At 47.0% G+C, this 25,923-nt stretch carries 20 protein-coding genes; 8 read left to right on the forward strand and 12 right to left on the reverse strand.

Features of this window, described 5'->3' with window-relative positions; genetic code table 11:
• Nucleotides 1-78: 78 nt before the first annotated feature.
• On the reverse strand, nucleotides 79-1,941 hold the full coding sequence (recQ, locus tag DQX04_RS10995) for a DNA helicase RecQ (RefSeq protein ID WP_111915971.1): 1,863 nt from the start codon (nucleotides 1,939-1,941) through the stop codon (nucleotides 79-81).
• A gap of 95 nt (nucleotides 1,942-2,036) precedes the next feature.
• Here recQ and DQX04_RS11000 point away from each other — a divergent pair, with 95 nt between their 5' ends.
• Both DQX04_RS11000 and rarD read left to right on the forward strand, forming a co-directional pair.
• A complete protein-coding gene (locus DQX04_RS11000; protein ID WP_111915972.1) occupies nucleotides 2,037-2,495 on the forward strand; it encodes a thioesterase family protein in 459 nt (152 codons plus the stop codon).
• 29 nt (nucleotides 2,496-2,524) lie between these two features.
• Nucleotides 2,525-3,454, forward strand: coding sequence for an EamA family transporter RarD (gene rarD, locus DQX04_RS11005; RefSeq protein WP_111915973.1), 930 nt, complete (start codon nucleotides 2,525-2,527; stop codon nucleotides 3,452-3,454).
• Here rarD and uvrD read toward each other — a convergent pair.
• From uvrD to DQX04_RS12615, 7 genes are all read right to left on the reverse strand, one after another.
• Complete coding sequence (gene uvrD, locus DQX04_RS11010; RefSeq protein ID WP_111915974.1) at nucleotides 3,438-5,609, reverse strand: DNA helicase II; 2,172 nt, start codon at nucleotides 5,607-5,609, stop codon at nucleotides 3,438-3,440. The genes rarD and uvrD overlap by 17 nt on opposite strands.
• A 76-nt stretch (nucleotides 5,610-5,685) precedes the next feature.
• On the reverse strand, nucleotides 5,686-6,399 hold the full coding sequence (locus DQX04_RS11015; RefSeq protein WP_165831989.1) for an HAD-IA family hydrolase: 714 nt from the start codon (nucleotides 6,397-6,399) through the stop codon (nucleotides 5,686-5,688).
• Between the two features lie 68 nt (nucleotides 6,400-6,467).
• Nucleotides 6,468-7,358 (reverse strand): tyrosine recombinase XerC, encoded by an 891-nt coding sequence (locus DQX04_RS11020; protein WP_111915976.1) that lies wholly within the window; start codon nucleotides 7,356-7,358, stop codon nucleotides 6,468-6,470.
• 3 nt (nucleotides 7,359-7,361) lie between these two features.
• Nucleotides 7,362-8,060 carry a DUF484 family protein gene (locus DQX04_RS11025; protein WP_111915977.1) on the reverse strand — a complete coding sequence of 233 codons (699 nt, stop codon included), beginning with the start codon at nucleotides 8,058-8,060 and terminating at the stop codon, nucleotides 7,362-7,364.
• On the reverse strand, nucleotides 8,057-8,884 hold the full coding sequence (gene dapF, locus DQX04_RS11030) for a diaminopimelate epimerase (RefSeq protein ID WP_111915978.1): 828 nt from the start codon (nucleotides 8,882-8,884) through the stop codon (nucleotides 8,057-8,059). The genes DQX04_RS11025 and dapF overlap by 4 nt, the downstream gene beginning before the upstream one ends.
• Nucleotides 8,885-8,930: 46 nt before the next feature.
• Entirely contained in the window at nucleotides 8,931-10,175 is a 1,245-nt protein-coding gene (gene lysA / locus DQX04_RS11035; RefSeq protein ID WP_111915979.1) for a diaminopimelate decarboxylase, read from the reverse strand.
• 10 nt (nucleotides 10,176-10,185) lie between these two features.
• The gene (locus DQX04_RS12615) at nucleotides 10,186-10,332 is read right to left on the reverse strand and encodes a lipoprotein (RefSeq protein WP_207801107.1); all 147 of its coding nucleotides are present in this window, start codon (nucleotides 10,330-10,332) and stop codon (nucleotides 10,186-10,188) included.
• 116 nt (nucleotides 10,333-10,448) lie between these two features.
• Between DQX04_RS12615 and DQX04_RS11045 the strand changes: the two genes are divergently transcribed.
• From DQX04_RS11045 to DQX04_RS11070, 6 genes are read left to right on the forward strand one after another with little or no spacing between them, the layout of a single operon-like run.
• Nucleotides 10,449-10,892, forward strand: a complete 444-nt coding sequence (locus DQX04_RS11045) for a DUF2914 domain-containing protein (RefSeq protein ID WP_111915980.1) — start codon at nucleotides 10,449-10,451, stop codon at nucleotides 10,890-10,892.
• Nucleotides 10,889-11,827: a hydroxymethylbilane synthase gene (hemC, locus tag DQX04_RS11050; protein WP_111915981.1), complete on the forward strand. Its 939-nt coding sequence runs from the start codon at nucleotides 10,889-10,891 to the stop codon at nucleotides 11,825-11,827. Before DQX04_RS11045 ends, hemC begins: the two co-directional genes overlap by 4 nt.
• A gap of 3 nt (nucleotides 11,828-11,830) precedes the next feature.
• Nucleotides 11,831-13,750, forward strand: coding sequence for a uroporphyrinogen-III C-methyltransferase (locus DQX04_RS11055; RefSeq protein ID WP_111915982.1), 1,920 nt, complete (start codon nucleotides 11,831-11,833; stop codon nucleotides 13,748-13,750).
• Between the two features lie 3 nt (nucleotides 13,751-13,753).
• Nucleotides 13,754-14,911, forward strand: a complete 1,158-nt coding sequence (locus DQX04_RS11060; protein ID WP_111915983.1) for a heme biosynthesis HemY N-terminal domain-containing protein — start codon at nucleotides 13,754-13,756, stop codon at nucleotides 14,909-14,911.
• 10 nt (nucleotides 14,912-14,921) lie between these two features.
• Nucleotides 14,922-16,715 carry an autotransporter assembly complex family protein gene (locus DQX04_RS11065; RefSeq protein ID WP_111915984.1) on the forward strand — a complete coding sequence of 598 codons (1,794 nt, stop codon included), beginning with the start codon at nucleotides 14,922-14,924 and terminating at the stop codon, nucleotides 16,713-16,715.
• Nucleotides 16,712-20,479, forward strand: a complete 3,768-nt coding sequence (locus tag DQX04_RS11070) for a translocation/assembly module TamB domain-containing protein (protein ID WP_111915985.1) — start codon at nucleotides 16,712-16,714, stop codon at nucleotides 20,477-20,479. The genes DQX04_RS11065 and DQX04_RS11070 overlap by 4 nt, the downstream gene beginning before the upstream one ends.
• Before the next feature lie 2 nt (nucleotides 20,480-20,481).
• Here the strand turns inward: DQX04_RS11070 and DQX04_RS11075 are convergent, their stop codons facing one another.
• The 4 genes from DQX04_RS11075 to DQX04_RS11090 all read right to left on the reverse strand — a co-directional run bounded on the left by DQX04_RS11075 (nucleotide 20,482) and on the right by DQX04_RS11090 (nucleotide 25,355).
• Nucleotides 20,482-21,030 (reverse strand): superoxide dismutase family protein, encoded by a 549-nt coding sequence (locus DQX04_RS11075; protein WP_111915986.1) that lies wholly within the window; start codon nucleotides 21,028-21,030, stop codon nucleotides 20,482-20,484.
• 59 nt (nucleotides 21,031-21,089) lie between these two features.
• Nucleotides 21,090-22,787, reverse strand: coding sequence for a DEAD/DEAH box helicase (locus DQX04_RS11080; protein WP_111915987.1), 1,698 nt, complete (start codon nucleotides 22,785-22,787; stop codon nucleotides 21,090-21,092).
• 319 nt (nucleotides 22,788-23,106) lie between these two features.
• On the reverse strand, nucleotides 23,107-23,694 hold the full coding sequence (locus DQX04_RS11085; RefSeq protein ID WP_207801108.1) for an alpha-ketoglutarate-dependent dioxygenase AlkB: 588 nt from the start codon (nucleotides 23,692-23,694) through the stop codon (nucleotides 23,107-23,109).
• 32 nt (nucleotides 23,695-23,726) lie between these two features.
• Nucleotides 23,727-25,355 (reverse strand): methyl-accepting chemotaxis protein, encoded by a 1,629-nt coding sequence (locus DQX04_RS11090; protein ID WP_111915988.1) that lies wholly within the window; start codon nucleotides 25,353-25,355, stop codon nucleotides 23,727-23,729.
• Between the last annotated feature and the right edge of the window lie 568 nt (nucleotides 25,356-25,923).

Below are 25,923 nucleotides of genomic sequence, written 5' to 3' on the forward strand. Positions count from 1 at the left end.
CGTTCTATGTCCGAAGTTCATCGAACTCCGATCAATAGGCTAAAACTGCACTATGACAACATTATGACAGGGAGGCTTTTAAATCAGGTCATCTAGCGATAAATGCCGACTAATCAAGCTAATGAACGCTTCGCCATAGCGAGCTAATTTAACTTGACCAACGCCAGAAACATTTAAAAACTCACCTTCAGAAGTTGGCAAAATAGTCGCCATTTCCTGTAGTGATGCGTCGCTAAATACTTGGAAGGCTTTCAATTCTTCTTCATCGGCGATCGACTTGCGAAGCGCTTTTAATTTTCTGTATAGCGCTTTGTCGTGATTTCCGCGGTCTTCAACAACCTCAGACTGAATCATGGCGTCGAGTCTAGGCTGAGCCAATGTAAGCGCAACCTCGCCTCTGAGAACAGGTCTGGCGGCTTCTGTTAATCGCAGTGCACTTTGCAAACGAATATCTTGAATCAGTAAACCACGATGAATAAGTTGCCGTATCACGGAAACCCAATGCTCTGGCTTTTTGTCTTTGCCAATAGCAAAGGTACTGATTTGGTCGTGACCATGCTGTTTAACTTTTTGCGTATGGTTACCGCGCAGCACCTCAACAACATAATTCACACCAAAATGTTGTCCGGTGCGATAAACACAGCTTAACGCTTTTTGCGCGTCTTCTGTTCCGTCATATTGTTTTGGGGGTTCAAGGCAAAGGTCGCAGTTACCACAGGTTTCTTCGCGGTATTCGTTAAAGTAGTTCAACAACACTAAACGTCTGCAGGTTTGCGCTTCGGCTAAGTGTTTCATCGCGAAAAACTTTTGCTTCTCAACCGTTAACTGCTCTGAATCGTCATTCTCATTCAGTATTTTGGTAATCCACGCGGCATCTTTCGGGTCGTACAACAGCAAAGCTTCCGCTGGAGCACCATCACGCCCGGCCCGTCCGGTTTCTTGGTAATAGGCTTCAATGCTTCGTGGAATGTCGAAGTGCACCACGAAACGCACGTTGGGTTTATTAATACCCATGCCAAAAGCAACTGTTGCCACCACCACATCTAAGTCGTCATTCATAAACTGAGTGAGGGTGCGTTGGCGCACCTCGTGCTCTAGTTTCGCGTGGTAAGGTGCTGCCTTTATGCCAGCACGCATGAGTCGTTCTGCTAATTCTTCGGTTTTCTTGCGGCTACCACAATACACAATGCCCGAAACACCGTTTTGGTTGCTTACGTAGTCTACTAGCTGCTGTTGCGCTTTAAACTTCTCTTGCACAAGATAACGAATATTGGGGCGGTCAAAAGAACCTTGCACTACACAGGGGTTATTCATCTGCAGCCGCTGTACGATGTCGTTTCGGGTCACTTCGTCGGCAGTGGCGGTTAAGGCCAAGCAAGGTACATTAGGCAACCACTGGCGAAGCTGCCCAAGCTGCCCGTACTCCGGTCGAAAATCATGACCCCATTGTGATATACAGTGCGCCTCGTCTACAGCTATCAGCGAAACAGGAAGCTCCTGTAGCCTTTCAAGGAAATGGTTTTGCAAAACGCGCTCTGGCGCCAGGTAAAGTAATTTAATTTCCCCGTCTTGTATGGATTTTAATGTGCTCAGCACATCTACAGACTGCTTACCTGAGTGTATGGCGGCAGCTGGAATACCATAAGCATTCAGTGCAGAGACTTGGTCGTCCATTAGGGAGACAAGCGGAGAGATAACCAGCGTTAAGCCATCCAGAATAAGCGCTGGAAGCTGATAGCATAGTGACTTTCCGCCACCGGTAGGCAATAGTACCTGCGTGTCTTGGCCATTAAGAATGCTAGTAATAATTTCTTGCTGACCAAAACGGAACGAGTCGAAACCAAAGACCCGAGCTAACACCGACTTTGCATGCGCTAAAGACTCGCCATCTGAGGGCAAGGTTAAAGCTTCAGTACGTTTTTCATTGTGCGCATTCTGCATGGTTTAATTACTCTTTAATACACCACGGGTGTTGATTGACTTCATCGGTGTTGCTCACTATTGTAAGCACCCCGATCACGAATAACCATGCAGCCATGTCAAATTCAGCATTAATCGCTCAAATTTCAGACTATATGAACACGCAAGTTCCATTTCAGCACATGTTGGGACTTGAAGTAACGAACTTTGACGCGACGCAATCTGAAGTGCGCTTCCGCTGGAAAGACGAACTTGTAGGAAATGCCCCTAAACGCATTTTACATGGCGGTGTAACCGCTACGGCTCTCGACACCGCCGGTGGTATAGTAGTTTTAGCCAGCGTAATTGAAAGACTTGGCGAAAACACACCTACCGATGAAGTTATCGCTCGCATGAGTAAATGCGGCACCATCGATTTGCGTGTTGACTACTTACGCCCTGGCCGAGGCGAAGAATTCATTTGTACCGCAACCATTATTAGGTCCGGTAACAAGGTGGCGGTGGCCAGAATGGAAATGCACAACGAGAACGGCGAGCTTATCGCTTTTGGTACCGGCACTTATATTGTTGGGTAAATCATTGTCGCTGAATTAAAGGCAACTCAATGACAGACGAAATTGCAAAACGCGGACGCCAAGGTGTCTTTTTCGCTATTGCGGCTTACACCATTTGGGGTATCGCCCCAGTGTATTTTAAAGCTGTCGCTCACGTTCCCGCGATCGAGATTTTAGCGCATCGTGTGTTTTGGGCATTCGCATTAGTTCTTGTGCTTATTGTCTTAACTAAAAAGTTGGCGCGTGTACGTGCTGTTCTAAAGTCGCCAAAACATCTCGCCATTCTTAGCCTTGCCACAGTGTTTATTGCATTTAACTGGTTTATGTTTATTTGGGCTGTAGCGAATAATTACATGTTAGACGCCAGCTTAGGTTATTTCATTAACCCGTTATTAAATGTTGCAATTGGCATGATTTTCTTTGCCGAGCGACTGCGTAAGCTTCAGCTTGTTGCGGTAGCCATGGCAATTGTAGGCGTAACCATTCAAATTGTTACCTTCGGCTCAGTGCCATGGGTTGCATTAGCGTTAGCAGGTTCTTTTGCAACCTACGGCGCGCTTCGTAAAAAGCTCCCCGTAGACTCGCTAACAGGCTTATGGCTAGAGGTGACTATATTACTGCCTGTAATGGCTTTCTATTTCTTCAATTACGCAGAAAGTAGCGCCAGCAACATGATGCTGAATACTTGGCAACTCAATGTTCTGCTTATTATGGCGGGGGTCATTACAACCGTGCCGTTGCTTTGCTTTACGGCTGCAGCACAGCGTTTAAGATATTCAACTTTGGGCTTTTTCCAATACATCGGCCCAAGTTTGATGTTTATTTTAGCCACTGTGTTTTATGGCGAGTCGCTTACGGCAGACAAAATGGTCACGTTCGCCATTATTTGGAGCGCTCTCGTTATTTATAGTGTTGACGCCGTTAAAACGCACCGTCAAGTACGCAAAGCCGCGAAAAGTAAACCTAGTCCAGAGGCGTGAGCTTAGCGTAAGCCACAACTAACCATTTGCTGCCCGCATTATTGAAGTTAATCTGAATTCGACTTTGCGGGCCAGATCCTTCGTAGTTCAGCACTGTGCCCTCACCGAATTTACTATGCAGCACACGCTGCCCCAAACGAAAGCCGGTTTCCACAAAGCTTTCGTGCGAAGCACCGGTATGAAAACGACTTCGTGTTGCTGTTGGCGTTTCTACGCGGGTTTGTGTTCTTACTTCTTGCACACTTTCGGGCGGTAGTTCAGCAATAAAGCGACTTGGACGATGGTAATTCACTTGCCCGTATAACCTGCGGCTCTCTGCGTAAGTAAGTACCAACTGCTCCATGGCACGAGTAATACCCACATAGCAAAGCCTGCGCTCTTCCTCTAGCCGGCCAGACTCGGCAGTAGACTGCTGAGAAGGGAATGTGCCTTCTTCCATGCCAGTCAGAAACACAAGCTTAAATTCCAAACCCTTCGCACTATGCAATGTCATCAACTGAACTGCATCTTGGTGTTCGTCGGCTTGCTCCTCACCAGCTTCAAGCGCAGCATGCGCAAGAAACTCAGCTAATGGCGTCATGCCTTCTTCACCGGTAGGTACAAACGTTTCCGTTGCACTCACTAGCTCTTTCAAGTTATCTACGCGGGTTTCTGCCTTGTCGCTTTTTTCAGCTTGGTACATGGCAAGCAAGCCACTGCCATGCAAAACGGTATCGGTTTGTTTGGAGAGTGAGCTACTTTCTGTTTGCTCGTCGAGCAGCTCGATCATTTCCACAAATGAATTTAATGCGTTTTTAGCACGGCCTGTGAGTAGAGACTCACTTATCATGGCTTTCGCAGCAAACCAAAGTGGCTTGTTCATATCGCGAGCTTTTTCTCGGACAAGCCCCATCGTGCGCTCACCCACGCCCCGCGTTGGCGTGTTTACGACTCGTTCAAAAGCTGCGTCATCGTTACGGTTTGCGATTAACCTTAAATAGCCAAGCGCGTCACGAATTTCTTGGCGGTCAAAGAATCGTAACCCACCATAAATTCGATACGGTAGTTGTGCGTATAGTAAACCTTCCTCCAGTACTCGCGACTGGGCATTATTTCTGTACAGCAGCGCTACATCACTTAAAGCTCCGCCTTGCTCTTGCCATTGTGTAATACGAGACACAATGTAACGCGACTCTTCTTGCTCGTTGAATGCTGCGTATAAAGAAATAGGCGAACCTTCGCTATCTTCAGTCCACAACTCTTTCCCTAAACGGCCCGCGTTGTTTTCTATAACTGCGTTGGCTGCATTCAAAATGGTGCTGGTGGAACGGTAATTCTGTTCTAAACGAATAGTCTCAGCACTGGGGAAATCTCTTAGGAAGTGCTGTAGGTTTTCAACTTGCGCCCCGCGCCAACCATAAATGGATTGGTCGTCGTCACCTACAATGGTGACATAGTTTTGAGCGCCAGCAAGCAGCTGCACCCAGGCATATTGAATTTGGTTGGTGTCTTGGAACTCGTCCACTAAAACATGGCGGAAGCGTCGTTGGTAATGTTCGCGCACATACTTATTGTCGCGCAGCAGTTCGTGAGCACGCAGTAACAATTCAGCGAAATCTACGAGTCCAGCTCGGTCACACGCATCTTGGTAGGCCTTATAAATTTCTTTGTGCGTTTTCTCGGAAATATCGAATGCGTCGATATGATCTGGCCGCAAACCTTCGTCTTTTTTGCCATTGATATACCAAGACGCCTGCTTTGCTGGCCATTGTTTCTCGTCTAAGTTCAACGCTTTAATGGTTCGTTTAAGCAAACGCTGCTGGTCGTCGCTGTCTAGGATCTGGAAGTTCTGAGGCAAACCCGCGTCTTGGTAATGAGCACGTAACAAACGATGAGCAAGTCCGTGGAAAGTACCAATCCACATTTTGCGAATGTCTCGACCCAACAGTTTCTCGACCCGAGCACGCATTTCCGCTGCTGCTTTATTGGTAAAGGTAACCGCCATAATAGACATCGGCGAATACTGCATAACTTGAATCAACCACGCGATCCGGTGCACTAGCACACGCGTTTTACCACTACCTGCGCCAGCCAGTACCAGCATGTGGCGCTCGTCTGCGCTTACCGCGTCGCGTTGTTTGTCGTTTAAGCCGTCAAGTAAATGCGAAACGTCCATGCAAGGTCCTGTTCGTTGGTTAATGGGGCAAGTCTACTGGCCTTTAACTGTATATGCAACCAGTGGTTCTTGGTGGTTAAGAAGGTAAAATATGGTCGAGCTGACGTACATCTTGAATGCTAGCGTGGGGTAACCAAACTGGCGTCTGCAATGAATCGTTTGGCGAATACCACACAGCTTGAGCACCAAAAGAAAGCGCACCAAATACATCGCTAATCGGGTGGTCACCAATATGCAGCATCTCAGAAGGATGCTTAAGCTCTAGATGGTCAAAAGCGGCCTGAAAAAGGTCCGAATAAGGCTTACCCCGGTGTTCGTCGCTTGGCTGAAATGCGCCAACGAAATAGTCGCCTAAGCCAATACGGTGGATATCTGCATTGCCGTTGCTCACAGCAACAAGTGGATATTTAGCCGCTAAGCTAGCCAACATAGCGTGAACTTCAGCGTCAATATCCACCTCGTTACGTGCTACTAAAAAAACCTCCATAGCCTCTTTAGCGCCCTGCTCAGCATTATTCACTCCACATTGAGAAAGGCCTTTTTCAAGTGTAGCTAGGCGTAATGCGGTCATATTACTGGCCAGTTCAGCGTCTTCAGCTGCCACTTGATCACGAAGAGCGCGCCATGCTTTTACGTCGAATGCTGAAGTTTGCGGCCACTTTTGGGCAATAAACTGTGCTACATGTTGCTCCGCACGCTTCATCACCGGCACGTTCTCGTACAGGGTATCGTCTAAGTCGAAACTAATTGCTTTAACTGGGGAGAGTCTGCGGTGATACTGCCAAGCCATGTGCTTACCTTTCATTTCAATAAGTCAGTACATTCTATCACTCGCAGTTTAGTGATTGAACTGAACCGTTACTTCTTCTTAGCTCTTGGGTGCGCGTCGTCGTAGACCTTGGAAAGGTGCTCAAAGTCGAGCTGGGTATAAATTTGCGTCGTGCTTAAATTAGCGTGCCCCAAAAGTTCTTGCACGGCACGTAAATCTCTACTCGACTCAAGTACATGCGTGGCAAAACTATGACGTAACTTATGCGGGTGAACGTTGTCTGGAATGCCTTGTTTTTGCGCCCAGTAGCGCAGCCGGTCTTGAATTGAACGTACGCTCATGCGCTTTTGTTGCTTACTTAGAAACAACGCATCTTGCGAAGCAGCACCTGGCCAAGTTTTTCTAATGGCTATCCACTTCTCAATAGCTTGGGTAGCCACTCGACCTACCGGAACGATACGGGTTTTTCTCCCTTTACCCACAACGCGAAGCTCTTGGTCTTTATTGATGTCGTTCACATTTAAGCTCTCGAGTTCAGACAGCCGCAATCCGCTACTGTAAAACAGTTCAAATATCGCCAAATCGCGAACAGCGAGTGGGTCGTCTGAAGGTATGTCGAGCAACTTCATCATGCTATCGACATCTAAGTTTCTAGGTAAGCGTTTCCCGGCTTTAGGGGCTTTAACTTGCTTTGCCGGGTTGCATTGAAGTTTATTGTGCTTCAATAAATCTTCGCAGAACGTACGCAATGCGGAGAGACGTTGCTGGGTAGTTGAAGGGCTTGCTCCGTCCCTACGCCACAACAAAACTAGCTTTTCCACAAGCTTGGGCGTGAGTGAGCTCCAAGACTTCAACCCTAATGTTTCGAGCTGATCGGCGCAAAGTGAGAGTTGGCGACGATAACTTGCCACACTATGGGCAGCATATCCTCGCACCTGTTCAAGGTAGTCGAGGAATGCGTCAACGTCGCTTTGTAACATGGTTTATGCCTGTGCTTTCAACACGCGCGGTAAAATAACACCAAGCAATGCTTGTAGCTGGGTAATTAACAGATAGTCCATGTCTGGGTCGAAATGGGCAGGGTCTTTACTACCAAAAGCAAGCATACCCAGTTCTTGGTTTTGACCTAACAATACCAACGCTACAGACTCAACTGGCTCGTCGCGGAATAATAACTTCTGCTCGTCGTGCGTTAGTCGTCCTAAATAAACTGAATGTCCTTGGAAACGCTTACTTAAGAGTTGCTTGTGGGTGTCGGAAGCGAATGTATATTGCTCGGGTAAATCTACGGGGCTGTCAAAAAACTTCAAGCTTAATTCAGGTAGAGCAAGCTGCTCTTGAAACGTTTTCTTTAGGCTTTCCAATACGTCGTCTAATGTTTCGCAATGCAACAAATCAACGTAAAGCGCACTATAACCTTTAAAAATCTGTTCGTTGCGGCGAGCATTACCCATAAGTACGGTAATTTCGTCTTGTAACGCGCCAATTTGCTCACGCAGAATACGCTGCTGGCGTTCTACTAAACTCACCGAGCCAGACTGTTGGTGGCGCATGTTCAAACGCACCAGAACGTCTGGGTGGCGGTCAAAGAAGTCTGGATTTTGCTCGAGGTAGTCCATCACTAGCGTTTCGTCGACGCTGTCTTCGGTAAGCTCTACTGCCGCAGATTTATGCTCATTCATAATAATAATTGTCCGTCATAAACATGTTCAGCAGGTCCCTTCATCCAAACTGGATTACCAGACTCCCACTCTATAACGAGGCTACCACCTGGCAAATGAATTGTCGCCGGTGATGTTAATTTTTCTTGAAGTATACCCCACACTGCCGCAGCGCAAGCACCCGTTCCGCATGCTAGTGTTTCGCCCACACCGCGTTCAAATACCCTAAGCTGCGCTTGGCTTTTATCGGTCAGCTGGAGAAAACCTACGTTAGCCCCTTCAGGGAAGCGGTCATGATGAGTAAGTAAACTTCCAACCTCATCAACAGGCGCATTATTCACGTCGTCTACCAACATCACGCAATGAGGGTTTCCCATGCTAATTGCACCGCATAAATAGGTTTGCTCTTCCGCTCTTAAAATATAGGTAACTTCTTCTTTGTTCGCTTTAAACGGAACAGACTGAGGGCTTAACTTAGGCGCCCCCATATTCACACTGACTAATCCGTCTGGCTCCAGTTTCACTTCAATATTACCGCCTTTAGTAGAAACTGAAATCTTGTTTTTGTTGGTGAGACCTTTCATGCGTACGAAGCGCCCGAAACAACGCGCACCATTGCCGCATTGCTCCACTTCGTGACCGTCGGCGTTGAATATTCTGTAATGAAAATCGACGTCTGGATCGTACGGCGGCTCAACTAGCAGCAATTGGTCGAACCCGACACCACGATTACGATCCGCCAGTTGTCTGATTTGCTCGGGATTAAAAAAGACATTCTGGGTGACTGCGTCTACCACCATGAAGTCATTACCTAACCCGTGCATTTTTGAAAAATAAGTCTGCATGAATACCGTTCCGTTGCCGCTACCTTTAACTTAAAGCTATCTCAGCTTAAGGCAATAACGACTCTGTCTTCCATAAATCTTCTTGTGTTTCTCGCGCTCGAATAACAAAGCTCTGATCGCCGTCGACTAATACCTCAGGCGGCCTAGGTCTTGAGTTATAGTTTGAACTCATTACAAATCCATAGGCACCAGCATTCTTAATGGCGAGAATGTCTCCTGGTTGAGCCGCAAGCGTTCTATTCTGGCCAAAAAAGTCGCCGGTTTCACACACAGGCCCGACAATGTCTCCGGTAACCTGTTCACTATTTTCAGGCGCTACATTCACAATATCATGCCATGCTTGATACAAAGACGGGCGAATTAAGTCGTTCATTCCACCGTCCACCATAATAAAGTGCTTGTTTCCATTAGCTTTTAAAGACGTAACTTGGGTAAGCATCACCCCAGCATTAGAAACAATGGCTCGACCCGGCTCTAAAAACAAAGACAACTGAGGGTGTGACTCAAGCTTCTTCAGCATGCCTTGTATATAGTCACCCACTTGCGGTGGCGTTTCATTTTGGTAACACACGCCCAAACCGCCGCCCATATCGAGGTGCTTAATTTGAATACCTGCTTGTTCAAGCTCATCAACCAGCGCCAGCATTCGGTCCATAGCGTCTAAAAATGGCTGAAGCTCTGTAATTTGTGAACCAATATGGCAATCTACACCCGTAATTTCCAACCCGTCTAAAGTGGCAGCATGGCGATAGGTAGCTACGGCTTCATGCATAGGAATACCGAATTTGTTCTTTTCTAAACCCGTTGCGATGTATGGATGGGTTTTCGCATCTACGTCTGGGTTCACCCGCAAAGAAATGGGAGCTTTTACTCTCATTTGGCTGGCAATACGATGAATTTGATTGAGCTCTGCCAAGCTTTCCACATTAAACTGCCCAATACCTATACGAAGCGCTTCACTGATCTCTGCATCCGATTTCGCAACGCCCGAAAAGACAATTTTATGAGGCTCTCCGCCAGCTTTGAGTACCCGCGCGATTTCTCCACCAGAAACCACGTCGAAGCCCGCTCCCAAACGCGCAAGAATTTGCAACACTGCAAGATTGCTATTTGCTTTGACCGCGTAGTGGGCACGATGAGGCGCAGGTAAATGTTCCGTAAAAGCCCGCCAATTGCGTTCGATAACAGCTTTGGAATAAACATAAAGAGGGGTGCCGTGTGTGGCGGCAAGCTTTAATAGTGGTGTATTTTCAGCATAGAGCTGCCCATTATGCGGGTAAAATCCTGACATCTTATTCTGATTACCTAACCTGTGAGCTTTCCGACGGTGCTTCCGGAGTATTTTGCGGCGCCTCTTCTGGCAAATACAAAGGGCCTTTTTGTCCACACCCTGCAAGCCAAATGACCGTCGCAAATATTGCCAATGTTCTACTCGTGCGTTTTATCATAAGTCACGTTACACTAAGCATTAAAAGAGCTTTATAATCGCATTCATGGGGGCATTTGTCACCTTTGAAAGGTTGTGAATATTCGCTGTTTCTGCAAATTTTGATTGAGGTTCTTTATGTCGCAAACATTGTTGAAAAAAAGCATGTTGTCGGCTTTTCTTACATGCTTCATGCTTTCCAGTACTTTGACTTGGGCGCAAAGCGACGACGGCGTGTGGAATAAAGAGCATATTGCTCGAGCAGTGCTTACCTCTGACATTCAAAACCTAGAGCCTGTAGACACACTAGGCGAACAGCTTATACATCCGGGAAGCGCGAACTATCGGCTACGCTTTTTCAACCAAGTTGTTGAGCAACAAGGCTTAACGCTCACGCACTTGTGGTTTTACGAAAACAATCTCGTTGCCGAAGTTGAGTTACCCATCGGTAGCTCAAACTGGCGTACTTATTCGTCGAAGCTGATTCGCCCCTCAGACACAGGCAACTGGCGTATTCTGGTCGTGAACAGCGAGCAGGAAATGCTGATGGAATACAATTTTACCGTAGTAGGAAACGAATGACCGAATCGAAAACACTTCGCATTGCAACGCGAAAAAGTGCCCTTGCGTTATGGCAAGCCGAACACATAAAAGCTGAACTAGAACGTATCCACTCGGGCTTAAGCGTGGAGCTTGTACCCATGAGCACGCGCGGCGACGTAATACTAGACACTCCACTTGCTAAAATTGGCGGTAAAGGGCTGTTCGTAAAGGAACTTGAAACCGCAATGCTAGAAGGGCGTGCAGACATAGCCGTACACAGCATGAAAGACGTACCGGTAGCCTTCCCTGAAGGTTTAGAATTATGCACTATTTGTGTTCGTGAAGACCCTCGTGATGCGTTTGTTTCAAACCAATTCGAGTCGTTAAAAGATCTTCCTGAAGGTGCAGTAGTGGGAACATGTAGTCTGCGCCGACGTTGCCAAATTGCAGCTCGCTACCCTCACCTACAAATAAAAGATTTGCGAGGTAACGTACAAACAAGGTTAAGAAAGTTAGACGATGGAGAGTTCGATGCCATTGTATTGGCAGCGTCGGGATTGATTCGACTTGAACTTGCCAACCGCATTACTTCTTTTTTGTCGGTTGAAGACTCTCTTCCTGCAAATGGTCAAGGCGCGCTGGGCATCGAATGCAGAAGCGACGATGACACAGTAAAGGCTTTGCTTGAACCTCTTTCAGATCTTGAAACAACCTTGTGCGTAAAAGCAGAACGAGCAATGAACAGAACCCTACAAGGCGGTTGCCAAGTACCCATTGGCGCGTTCGCTGAACTGCACGGTGAAGAGTTGTGGTTGCGTGGTTTGGTGGGAAGCCCTGCAGGTGACAAATTAATTCGAGCCGAGCTTAAAGGTAAAGCGCAAGACGCAGAAACCATTGGCGTTAAAGTTGCTGAAGATTTGCTGCAGCAAGGTGCAGGGGAAATACTCGAAGCGGTTTACCAATCCGGAGCCTAAATCATGACGCAAGGTGTGTTACTGGTACGTGCAGAACAAGATCACAGCCCGCTTGAAATAGCGTTGCGTGAACGTGGGTTCAGCGTATACAAGCATAGTCTAGTGAACGTACATAGTGTTAAACAAGACGTAGCACCCTTGGTTGCTGAAAACTGGGACGGCATTGTGGTAGTTAGCCCGAATGCAGCTAGGTGCATGCATGAGCTGTGCGAGAGTTCACATTGGCCAACAGCGCGAAGAGGGTTGTTTACCGTAGGTCCTGGAACGGCAAAAACGCTCGCAGAATACGTTGCAAGTCCAGTTTCTTGGCCTTCTAAAGGGCACGACTCAGAGTCACTGCTAGGATTGAGTGACTTTAAAGAAGTGAAAGGCGAACGCTGGTTAATTATTACTGGAAAGAATGGTCGACGCCACATTGAGGATACCCTAACAGAACGCGGTGCGCAGGTTACTGTTGCTGAAGTTTATGAGCGCATTCCTAAGTTGTCGAAAGAAGCCCAAGTCGCCACAGAAGTATTTAACCAAGTTCAACGCGTTGCTATAACCAGTCGCGAACAAGCGTCGTTGCTGTGTGCAACGTTAGGCGAACAGAAAGCCCACGAATGGGCCCGTTCTTGCCATTGGGTGGTTCCTAGCGAGAGAGTTATGGAACCTTTGAAGTCTTTAGACATCCCAAGAAAGAACATACATTTTGCAAAAAGTGCAGTAGTTGAAGACGTTGTTGCTACAATGACTTCTATAAAAAATGAGAAACTGAAACCGACTGCAGACCATGCCGACGAGGAACCCGCATTGAATACCAAAGAAAACCCAACAACAGACGCCAAAGCTTCTGCCAAAGTTAGTATTTGGGCGGTGTTAATGTTTATCGTGCTGTTCTTGTGTGTGGGCACTCTGGCTGCCGGCGGCTGGTGGCTATGGAAGCAACAAGACCTGATCCAAGCTAAGAACCAGGAAGAAATAGCGCAAGTAAGAAATACTTTAAGCGAAGCACAACGCCGAGATGCTAATTTTGAAGCGCGCCTTGAAGCGCGCTTGCAAGACCAAGTGAGTGGCGACTTAGAGCAAATGGCGTCGGAGCAAGCATCTGAGTTTACTCGTTTGCAAGATATGCAAGAAGCGCAGTCTGCCCGTATTCGTGAACAAATGGCGCAACAAGACCGTGAATTAGCGCGACTAAGCCAGCGCCTGCGCGAAACTGAAGAGCGCAACAGCCACCAATGGCTTGCCCATGAAGCTTACGACCGCATCGTTTCTGCAACACAGCGTCTTGCGATAGATGGCAGCCCTGATATCGCCATTCAGCTTCTGCAACAGGCAGACGAATTATTGGCGGAAGAAGCAGATCGCTTTCAAACCATTCGTATGCAGTTAGAGCGAGACATTGAATATTTGCAGAGCTTACCGCGTTTAGACTTGTCTGGAACGATTGTTACGCTGCAAACCCTACAGCAGCAAATTTCTGAGCTACCGCTTCGTTCTACCAGCTTTGGCGATGAAGAAGTTGCCGAAGAAGAAGTAACAAGCGACATTTCAAATTGGCGTTCCAATCTGGCAAATGCTTGGCAAGCATTCAGTGACGATCTGATTCGTATTCAGAAAACCTCTGACTTACCGGTGCGCTTAGACCAAGAGCAGCGGTTAAGCTTGAATAGCCGACTAGAAATGCAGTTACAGCTTGCACAGCAAGCAGCTGTTCGCGGTGACCAAACGCTATTCGACACTGCCATAAACGAAAGCTTTCAACTGATCAGCGAATACTTCGACATTGAAGTGCCAGAAACCGAAAACGTTTTGGCAATTTTGTCGTCGCTGAAAGAAGTTTCCGTACAAACCGACTACCCCAGCTCGCTGCTTTCACGAGCTATGTTACGCGAATATATCAGTGCACTAGAGTCTGCACCTGTTCGCGCTGAGGAGTAAGTTGTGCGAAAAAGCTTAATTCTTATTGTCGTTCTCATTCTTGGCTTAGTGCTGGCTCCTCTTTGGATGGGGCACACCGGCTACGTGCTCATTGAAGTTGGTGGCTATACCGTCGAAACAAGCCTAGTAGTTGCTACTGCTTCGCTGCTTTTGCTTTGGTTATTCGTGATTATTGTTTGGGGCATTGTTACTCGACTGTTTGCGGGCCAACTGTGGACAAGAAAATGGCTGAAAAACAGACGTGAAACGAAGGCAATAACTCAGCTTCGTGCTGCTCTTAATGCGTGGTTTAATCGAGACTATCAAAGCGCAGCGGAACTTGCAGACAAGAGTAAACTCGACCACCCCGACCCGCAATTAGCATTCTCATTAGCCGCGGCAGCTTATGGTGAGCATGGTGACTTAGACAGCCAAAGAAGAATGCTTACAGAAGCAAGAGTCGCCGGCTTTGACGACGAAAACTTAGAAATATTGCAGTTACTGAATACGCAAGACGCCGATGAAGCATTGTCGCTTGCGAAATCATTATCTACACGTCGTAAGTTAACACCTGCATTGTGGCGAGCTATTGCCGAGCAACTTACACGCTTTGCTCACTGGCATACTTTGCGAGGGTTTTTACCTAAAATTGAAGCTAGTCACGCACTAACGGAAAGTCGCCTGCACAAAGTTAAACGACTTTGTTACCAAGCGTATTTCAGGCAGTCGAGTGATAGCGGGAAGCTACAAGAGCTATGGAAAGGGCTTGACCGTAAGTCGCGCAAGTCTGCGGCTATTCGTATCGCTTATATCGAAGTATTAGTGGCTAAAGGTTTATTTCAAATTGCTGCGAAAGTAGCGGCAGCGGGCTTACAGAAGCAAATTTTGAAACTTCATGAAGTATTAACCCTTTCTCCTGAAACCTGGGCGGGCGACGAGAGCATTCAAGACTATGCTGCGCAAGCCGTGAAAGACAAACCAAAAGACCCCGACACATTGCTACTTTACGCTGCAACTAGATACCTGCAAAAGGAATATACCTTAGCTGAAAATGCGCTACGTGAAGCGCTGGCCATCCGTCCCGAACAATATGGTTTCAAGTTGTTAGGTGAATCATTGTTAGCAGCTAACCAACCACAGCTTGCACTAGAGGCATTTAGAAAGGCTAGCGGCACTCGCTAAGTAGGTGTCTATGAGTAGAAATGGCAAGAGGATCTTGCAGGCATTGAGTGTCACGCTTTTCGCGATGACACTTAATGTAATTACGCCAGCTTCTGCTCAAACTGCTCGGACAGACACAGAGCAAACCGCTCCTATGCAAATGGTTGTAAACATTGAGGGTGTAGACGGAGAAATACTGACTAACGTTCATCAACTTCTCAGTATTTACCAATACCACCAACAGCAAGCCCCCGGCGTAAGCAGAATTCGTTTTTTGCACCGACGCGCAGAACGTGAGATAGGTAGCGCACTCGCTCCATTTGGTTACTATCAATTCGACCTTACATCTTCCCTACAAGAGCAAGAACAGCAGTGGGTCGCTCAGTACCAAATCACTCTAAATCAGCGTATCCCCGTGGGTAATATCGACGTTCGAATTCTTGGCCCTGGCGCGAATGATCCGCTGTTTAACAACCTGATACAGCAACTCCCACTAAGCACCGGTACACCATTGCGGCATCAAGATTATGAAGACGCCAAGAACCAGATTCGACGTATAGCTTCTGAACACGGTTACTATCAAGCGCGCTACGACACTAATGAATTACGCGTTAACTTAGATGACTATCAAGCGCATATTGTATTGCACCTACAAACGGGTGAACGTTATCGATATGGCAGAGTTCAGATTAGCGAAGGACACTTAGACGAAGATGTTATGCAGCGGTTTGTGGCATTTCGCGAGGGCGACTTCATTGACTCTACTGAGCTTCTAGAATTACAACTCGGGCTTTCCGACAGCGACTATTTTAGTCGTGTGGAAGTGCAGCCTTTATGGAATGAAGCCACAGAACAAAACCGCGTTCCGGTACGCATTGATTATGAACCCAACAAACGTACTTACTATCAATTTGGTTTAGGCTACGGAACTGACACAGGACCGCGCGCGAGTTTCGAACAGAACCGTCGCTGGGTGAATTCTAGAGGGCACCGATTAAACGGACAAATACAAGCTTCAGAAAACCGCTCAAGCGTGGGCGCAGGTTATATTATTCCTGGGGAAAAGCCACAAACCGACCAATATGTGATTCGTACCCTGTGGACCGATGAAAATACCGATAATGCAGAGTTTGAGCGATTAAGCTTTGGTTTAAGTTGGCAGCGCCAGCTTGACCGCTCGCAACGTATATTCGCGATTGACTGGCAAGACGAACGAGACTCGCTAGACGGTATAATTCGTAAAACCCAATATTTAATTCCCAGTGCACAGTGGACACGCACTCACACCGACAACCGATTAGATGTGGACGAAGGTTTTAGAACTTCACTAACGTTACGCGGCGCAACTGAAGCCATACTCTCCGACTCGGACTTTCTTCAGCTGTTGGTTTCGGCAAAGTGGGTAACCACCTTTCACGAGCATACCCGGCTATTACTAAGAAGTGAGCTGGGAACCTCCGCAACTTCAGACTTCGACCAAGTACCAACCTCATTGCGATTTTATGCCGGTGGCGACCGAAGTGTGCGCGGTTATGCATACCGAGCAATAGGCCCGCGCAATGACTTAAACGAAGTAGAGGGTGGACGACATTTAGTAGTGGCAAGTGCAGAAATTGACTATGAGTTTCGTCCGAAGTGGAGACTTGCCGCCTTTATTGATGCGGGTAACGCTTTCAACGATATTTCGGATTCTATGAAAGTGGGTGTGGGATTCGGTGTACGTTGGCAAACGCCTATAGGACCGATTCGGTTCGACTTGGCTTCAGGGTTAGACGATCCGGGCGACTCATTACGCTTACACTTAGTGATAGGGCCCGACTTATGAGACGCTTTATTCGGGTTACTCGCTATTTCCTTTACTCACTGCTTGGTGTGGTGATTACTTTATTACTCATGCTGAGTACCGAGATCGGCAGCAGGGGTATTGTATTTGTCGCCAATCACACCTTTTCCTCTTTTGCCCATATCGAGCGAATCGACGGAGCTTTGCTTCGAGACTTTCAGCTGCACGAAGTCACGCTAAGCGCAGCTGACACAACAGCTCGTGCCGATTTTATAGCGATACGGTGGCGCCCTTGGCAACTTTTAAAAAAGGAACTCCATATTCGAGCCTTCGAGTCTCGCGGCTTGCAAATAACGACGGGACCCTCTGACAGCACGAATGCAGAGTTTGCTCTTCCCGAAATTTATAGCCCTTTGCGTATTCGGCTCGACCGCTTTCATTTGGTAAACAATGTTGTATTGAGTTCTGCACCGCAACAAGAAGAGCAGGTTATTGTCAGCACAAAGCAAATTACTGGCAGGCTCAGACTGAATGAATCGGCGTTAACGCTAAATAATTTATACATTGACCACGAACTCGGCTGGTTGCGGGTAACGGGCAACGCTGATTTAGCAGGTCAATATCCGCTTGCCTTAGAAACCCAGTTTAAGCTTCATGAACTCTCCTTTATTGAGCAAAACCATGACCCCGATAGCCTAGAATCAAAGTCTGAGCAGTCTGAAATAAATGGACACGCTGACTTCGAGGGAGAGCTTTTGGGTGCTCTAGTGGCAGACATTAGAACTGCGGGGCCAATCGCTCTGAGCGCGGACGGTCGAGTGCAGGAAGTTCTGACTCCAAATTTCAACTGGCAAATGGACATAGAAGCGCATCTGCAACATTTTACTGCATTTCAGCAATATACAGACGCAATCACACTCCAATTTTCCGGAGAAGGAGACAGCAACAGCGCAGACGGTGAGCTTTTAGGTACAACCACATTAATAGAGTACGGGTTGGTTACATTGAATGCAGAAGGCTTTTTTAGCGAGCACCGCGCCGCATTAGAAACTCTGTCTATCCGCGCCAGCGAATTTGGAGTTGCTTTCGACCTTAATGGTGAAGGAAATTTAAGCGAGTCGGAAATACAAGCCGATATGCGCGGTACATTGTATTATCAAGACTTGCCAGAAATCGGAATCGATATTAATTGGCTGGGCAATAGCACCGAAGTTTCTCAGTTAAATATCGAAGCCTCTAGTGAGCTCGGGGAAGTAAATGTTGCCGGTCAAGCCACCTGGAAACCTCAGCTAACTTGGCAATTAACCACCAATACTCGTGAACTTTACCTAGAGAAGCTATTTGCTCCGGCAAGTAAGTATCTAGAACGATTGCCGGACGACTGGAGTGACGACTTTCGTGTTTCCGGTAGCATTTCTACTGAAGGAAGCTGGACTGCTTCCGACCAGTTTGACGTTGAATTAGTTACCGACCAGTTGGTCGTGAATGCCGGTACACGCAGCATTGCTACGGAATTAAATCTAGAAGCCCACGACCAACAGCTCAAAATAAATCAAGCAATCGCGAGAGCGGGAGATAGCCGAGTGGAGATAGGTGGCTCGGTTGGATTTGAATCTATCGACTTGAACACGTCTATATACAGCCCTGATTTGAATCAATTACATCCCTCTCTTTCGGGGCGTTTGCAATTAGAGAGTCAAATACAAGGTGCTACTAGGCAGCCTGAGATTCATATCGATGCCCAAGGCGACTATGTAGCTTGGCAAGAGTACTCGGTAGCAACCGTATCTTCTAATTTAACGCTAGACCTAGGCTTTCGAAGCTTACCTGCGGGCGAACTTTCACTATTAGGTGTGCAAGGAATCCAACAATATATTCTACCCAACGAAACACAAACCTCGCCTTTTGATGTCACTTTTAATACGCGGAACGCCGAGCAATACCAACTAAATATGAAGATTGCCAATGAAGTTATGGAAATTTCCGGGGGCTTCGAAGGCACAGGTAATGTTCGAGACTTCACAGGTAAAACTTCGGAGTTTCTAGTTAAACTTCCAGACATCGGTATTTGGCATGCCAGCCCCTCCGAATTTCGTTGGCAATTACCTAACGATGGTCAGCCTTCATTTAGCTCAAGTTATTTATGTTTGGTTAAAAACACCCGAGAAGCTTCGGTATGTGGTGACGTATTATGGAGTGAAGCAGAACAAGAAGTGAACGTAGATGTTCGCAATGTGGGCCTCTATGTTTTATCACCTTGGCTTCCTCCAACGGTGAGAGCAGACGGCTTTTTCAGTGTTTTTGGCCACTACAAGGCACTAAATAATGATGTCGACTATCAGCTAACCGGGCAAACCAGTGATATTTCTGTAAGTATGCCTGAACAAGACATTCAACTTTGGTTTGACCAAGGTGAAGTACTTCGTATTGAGGGCAATCGTGATGTATTGGAAGCTTCTTTTGACATTCACGCAAGTGACGTAGAAGGCCAAGTTTCTGGTCAAGCACAAATTAATGACCCGTTTGGAAGCCAACGACTCAGCAGCAATGTACGTTTGGCTTTTGAAGATTTGCAGGTAGTTAGTCTTGTGATTCCACAGCTGCAAAGTGTAACCGGACAACTTCGTGGTGGATTTAGGTTACAAGGGGATCTTAAGCGCCCTCAAGTAAGTGGCATTCTGAATCTAAGTGAGGCGAGTGCAGAAATACCTGAAGTTGGTATTCGATTGGAGCAATTAAGCGCAAGAGTGTCGTCTCCAGCGGGAGGACAAGAGCCGTTTACGTTACGAGCGAATGCTGTTTCTGGCGGTGGAGACATAGATATTACAGGGAGCTACACGCTAGAAACTCGTTCGGGGTCTTTACATGTTGAAGGACAAAACTTTGAGGCAGCAAGAACTCGAGACCTCCACCTCTTCGTAAGTCCAAACCTAGACTTTACAGTGAGCGAAGAAGGACTCAACCTTACCGGCGCATTAACTATCCCAAGTGCCCAAATTTCACCACCCGATTTCGATACCGTTTATCGTTCTTCACCTGATACCGTTATTGTGCACAACGAGGATCGGGTTTGGGAAAACGCTTCTAGTTTGCCTTATACCGTTGATGTTCAGGTGACTTTAGGTGAGCAGGTTAATGTTTCCGCCTATGGATTTGAAGGGCGCATTACCGGTGGGTTAAGAATTATTGAGCAGCCCAACCAAGAAACCAGTGCAGTAGGTAACATTAATGTGGCTACGGGCCAATACGAACTTTACGGTCAACAACTTAACGTTGAAAGGGGTACTTTAGTTTATAGCGGCGGCGCGGTAAGCAACCCAGGACTAGACTTGCGCGTGTCTAGACAATTTGAAACCGAGCAAACTACGGTAGGCGCAAGAGTAGGTGGAACCCTGCGAACTCCGCGTTTAAACCTATTCTCAACGCCACAAATGCAAGACGCAGAGATCTTGTCTTATTTAGTACTCGGTCGTGGCTTTTCCCAAGAGTCGGCGGAAGACCAAAACTTATTCTTACAAGCGAGTTTAGCGCTAGGCTTACAAGGCGGTAACCTGATCGGAGAACGCTTGAGTGACACTATCGGCGTAGACGAAATACTGCTAGACGGCGGTGACACAATAGAGAGCACGGCCTTGTATATCGGCAAACAAATTTCACCTAGGTTATACGTACGCTATGGGGTTGGATTAGTAGAGCCGGTAAGCACGTTCTTTATACGTTATCGATTAACCGACTACTTAAGCTTTGAAACACAAACCGGCACCCTGGGGTCGGGTGCCGACTTATTCTATACCATCGAAAAATAATATTATTCGGCTACGCCAATAACGCCGCAAAGCAATCTAGAACCTGCAGCTCCAGTAGGTTGTGAGTTCATATCGTCTTGACCGGCATGAACAACAACTGCGCGACCTAAAATTGAATTTTCACCCACCATGGCCAGCTTAGTGTCCACCGCTTCATGGTGAACCATACCGCTGTCCATTGAGGTTACATTGCCAAGATCACCAACGTGCCGAGCGTCATACCCTGGGCCACCGTGAGGAAGTCCTTCAGGGTTAAAGTGTCCACCTGCAGACGTGCCGTTGGCCGCACTACAGTCACCGAATTGATGAACGTGGAAACCATGGTCGCTGTTAGGCTCTAAACCTTCGATGTGCGCCATGATATGGATGCCGTCATCGGACTTTTGAAACGTAACATAGCCTGAAAGGCCTTCGTTACCTTCAGTTGGAGCTAAGTAAGCAACAGCTTTTTCTGGGCCGTCAAAAACAACTTCGGCGGGATGGTTTACTGCGCCTCCACAAGCAGAAAGCGCAGTAACTAATAGTGCAGAACTTAAAATACGGAATGTCATAACTAACCTCCTTAAAGCTATAAGTGACGTTAGTATAACACCCCGAAATTTAAAGGTAATTAAACCAAGCTAATTGAAATTGGTTGTTGGCGAACACGCGCACGCTTCAATTTGTTCAACACATCGCTTGGCATACCTTTTGGCAGCTGCACGGTTGTGTGTTGGTCGAACAAACGAATTTCACCAATGTAGCGTGAGTCCATATTAGCTTCGTTCGCGATAGCTCCAACCACATCACCAGGACGTGCACCATGGTTTTTACCCACAGCTAAACGATATGTATCAAATTCGATGTTCGCGTCGCGACGAGGCTTGCGCTTGCCGTCTTTACCACGTCCTTCATTTCGCGCGTCGCGATTACCACCACGCTTGTCAAAACGTGCACCTCGGTCATTACGATCACGTGGGCTACGCTCATTTCTATCGTGTTTTGGAACTGGCTTGTCTTTAACAATTAACGGACGCTGTTTTTGGAACTCGAACAACAATGCCGCCGCTAGCGTTTCGATGCTCTGCTCAGAGCTCTCAGCCAATTGGTTAAGCAATGAAGTCATCGTGTCCATGTCTTGCGACTCGATAACACTTTTCAGCACGTTTTCACATTGGGTTAAACGGTGCTTCGTTAACTCACGACCACGCGGAATGTCGACTAATTCAATACGGCCATTCGTCGCTTTTTCGTAGCGCTTAAGCATGTACATTTCACGCGGGCGAACGAACGAAATCGATTCGCCTGAGCGACCCGCACGGCCTGTACGACCAATACGGTGAACATAAGATTCAGCGTCTTGTGGAAGGTCGTAGTTAATAACGTGTGTAACGCCTTGAACGTCTAAGCCACGCGCAACTACGTCTGTCGCTACAAGAATACGCACTTTACCCGCTTTTAATTCAGAAACCGTTGCTTCACGCTGTTCTTGGTTCATATCACCATTCAAACCAGCAGCAGCAAAACCACGGTCGCGAAGGAAGCTGGCAAGCGTTAACGTATCTTGGCGAGTACGCACGAAAATGAGCGCTAATTCATAACCAGACGTTTCTAGAATTCTTTCCAAGCCGTCATTTTTTGTTAAGCCTTGAACTTTCCATGCTTTCTGCGCAATGTTCGCTTTGTTTTCTTTAGTTGACGCAATTTTTACGTGCGTAGGTTCGCGTAAGAAACGGTTCGCGATTTTACGAATTTGTGGAGGCATAGTTGCAGAGAACAAGCAGCGTTGAGCACCTTCCGGAACCTGTTCCATAATCCATTCGATATCGTCCAAGAAGCCCATGTTAAGCATTTCGTCGGCTTCATCTAGCACTGCAACACGAATATTTTCAGTGCCCATAGTACCCTTGCGCAAGTGGTCCATCATACGACCTGGCGTACCCACAACAACGTGTGCACCTTGCTTTAGGTTTTTAATTTGTGGACCATACGCAGCACCACCATACACGGTAGCAACGCGCAAACCACGAATATATTTAGACATTGCTTCTAGCTGCTCTGCAACCTGAATAGCAAGTTCACGCGTAGGGGCTACTACGATCATTTGCGTAGCGTTCAATTTCGGGTCGATGTGGCTTAATCCAGGCAAGCCAAATGCAGCTGTTTTACCCGTACCGGTTTGTGCTTCACCTAAAACGTCTTGGCTATCCAATAACGCTGGGATTGATTGCGCTTGTATAGGAGTAGCTTTGTCAAAACCCATTTCTGAAATGGCGCGAAGGATTGGCTCTGGCAATGCCAAAGAAGAAAAACTATTTAATTCAGACATATTTGTCCCACTTACTAATACCGCATGCGCGGCTATAAAATAAATCAGACTCGGTAAGCAGGCGCGCAAGCGAGATACGCTTGAGCGGATTCACGAAACCAAGGCTGGGCAACGGCACTTCTAAAAGTGCTTCGACAACTGCCCCTAAAACCCTGTTTCTCAGAAGAGCGAAATACCATTTCGCTTTAGTCGCTGTCAGGCTGATAAATGCCTGCAAGATAGGGGATCACTGTCATTTTTCTTGCTCTCTCATTGAGCAAGGCGCGCATACTAACACGTTGAAAACTATTTTGTTGTTGTTTGTTTGTTGGTTTTTCAATCAATTTGATTGTTCAGGAGCAAAAATCGTTCGAAAAGTAAGATTAATTCTTCCGTCATGAACACGTTTCCTCTGTGGTAGTTGGTGCTCCCAGAAATGTTGGGAAGTTCCACCCATAATAAGTAAGCTACCGTGCCCAAGGTTTATTGTTTCGCGCTGCTTTGTTTCAACATGTCTTAAGTGAAAGTCTCTACTCGCGCCAAATGACAGACTAATAACAATTGGGTTGCGACCCAATTCTGGCTCGTTATCGCGATGCCAGCCCATTTTGTCGTTGCCGTCACGATACCAGTTTCCAAGCATCACGTTCGGATAAAGCTGTATCTCAGCCAGCTTAGCGCGGATTTGATTCAAAGCAGGGGTCCAAGGTTGTGGATCTAATGCTTTTCCAGAGTAGGCGTATCCTAATCCGGGATCGCCATGGAAAGCCTGTAAACGAGGCGTTTTATGCCACTTCCCAAATACCAAAACGTCACCTTGATGCCAAGCAAGTTCAGCCTTCAGACATGAATACAAATCGTCGGCCGTACCTTGATCAAGCCAGTTGGATATATATTGAATATCCGCATCAACTAAATTCAGTTTCAATCCAACTGGCTCCGTTTGTTACCTGCAAATGATTAGGAAGCAACCTTAAACTGCTGTACTTGGCTCTTCAAGTCTTGCGCAAGTTTCGACAAGTCGTGACTCGCAGAAGCACATTCATTCGCACCGGTTACCACTTCAGAAATGCTTTCTGATAACTCGTTCACACTACGTGTAACGTCATTAGCAACAGATGACTGTTCTTCAGTTGCAGTGGAAATCTGAACATTGACCTCTACAACTTGCTCTACCGAGTCGGTTACTTTTCTAAAGGCTACACCGGTATCTTTAGACAAGTTTACACTTTCACTAGCTTGATCTGACGATACGTTCATCGCTTCGACTGCCTCTTGAGCACCTCGGCGTAACCTATCCGTAGTATCTTGAATCGTTTCAGTCGACTGTTTGGTATTTTGAGCCAAGTTCCTTACTTCGTCTGCCACCACTGCGAAACCGCGGCCTTGCTCACCGGCACGAGCAGCCTCGATAGCTGCATTAAGCGCAAGTAAGTTTGTTTGTTCCGCGATACCTTGAATAACATCCATAACTTTCGCAATTTCTTCAGTGCGTTCATCGAGTATTTTAAGCCGTTCTGAAGAACCGAGTATAGTTTCACTGAGGGTATCCATTGAGGCCATGTTCTCGTCGATTTTTCCACGCCCAATTTTAGCCTGACGATCCGCGTCTTCAGTAGACTGCATCGCAGACTGTGCGCTATTGGCAACTTCCTCAATTGCCGCAGCCATTTCAGTAATCGCTGTGGCTATTTGCGTTGTTTGCGCTTCTTGATCTCTGGCTATAGTCGAAACTTCCTCGCTAACCGAGCTTAATTCCTCCGAAGAAGAAGCAAGGTGATCGGTCGCGCCTTTCACCGAAATAATAATTTCTTCAAAGTTTTCTAGCATGCCGTTGAATCGGTGCGCGAGTAGTGAAATTTCGTTCTTGCCACGTACCGGTGCACGAAGATTAAGATCCGATTCCTTAACAACACGGGTCATCACGTCACCGATGTCGTCTAATGGCTTTTGCACAGATCGGAAAACCACCATAGCGACAGTGAGAGAAACCAGAAGAGCCAGCACCGAAGCGATAATAAACCAGGTTTGGCTCTGCCTATATTCAGCTGCAGCTGCCTCAAACGAAACAAGAGCTTCATCGTCCTGTAAGTCAATCAAATCGCGAATAGCTTGTGCGAAAGGACTAAAACCCTGAATTAATTCCTCTGTGAACTCTGTTCCAGATTTTGAGATAAGTGTCGCGTTGGCTGCTTCATTAAAGAGGCTGTCTCTAGTGCTTCGCAATAGCTGTATTTCATCAGACAATTCATTGACTATATCTTGCTCAATATCAGTAAGCTCACCAGAAGTGTACGCCTCCCACTCTCGTGAAGCGTTTTCTTCAGCGGTGTTCAATGTACTCTCAAGATCGGAAAAGGAAATATTTCCGTTACGGTATTCATTTAAGGCATTTACAGTACGGATGGCATACGCGTCTTGAACAATTTGTAGTCCGCGAATGCTTTTTAAGTCGTTGTAAATTTCATCTGAAGATTGGTTGAGTAGCCTCATACCACCCAGCGACATAAGTACAACCGCTAGCATAAATACGAGTGGCAGTCCGACCAATACAATCATGCGCATTTTGACAGAGAAGCGATCAAGCATGGTTGTTACCCTTTAATTGAAAGTGGTAACGCTTAAGTATAGATCATCCTCGCTAACCCCCAAGTTTGGTGTTTTGTACGGGCTAGTTTTGCTTAACCATTACCGTGCAGACCGCACAGCGGTCCGTACGAACGTAGCTCTATACAAGATAGGTACTCAATGCGCCTGGCTTGTGCTCTGACTTTATAATCTTGTGGAGTAAAAGCCGTTAAAGCGAGCACAGCTCGCTAGGCTTTTACGCGAGGCATGGACGCCGAGCCGGGGGATGCTACATGGGTAAAAACCGCCCGAAGCGAGCACAGCTCGTTTAGGTTTTTACGCGAGGCATGAACGCCGAGCCGGGGGATGCTACATGGGTAAAAACCGCCCGAAGCGAGCACAGCTCGTTTAGGTTTTTACGCGAGGCATGGATGCCGAGTCGGGCGATGCTACATGGATGTATACATAGGTGGAACCCAAACAAAAAGCCCCTCGCTCAACGCGAAGGGCTTTAAGCCTGGACAGGCCTTCGCAGAGCTCAGCCCGTTCAGCAGGATGAAGCCAAATTGTTGGCTTCATCAAGAACCTG

The sequence above is a fragment of the Aliidiomarina sp. B3213 genome (genome assembly GCF_003290085.1).
Classification (GTDB): Bacteria; Pseudomonadota; Gammaproteobacteria; order Enterobacterales; family Alteromonadaceae; genus Aliidiomarina.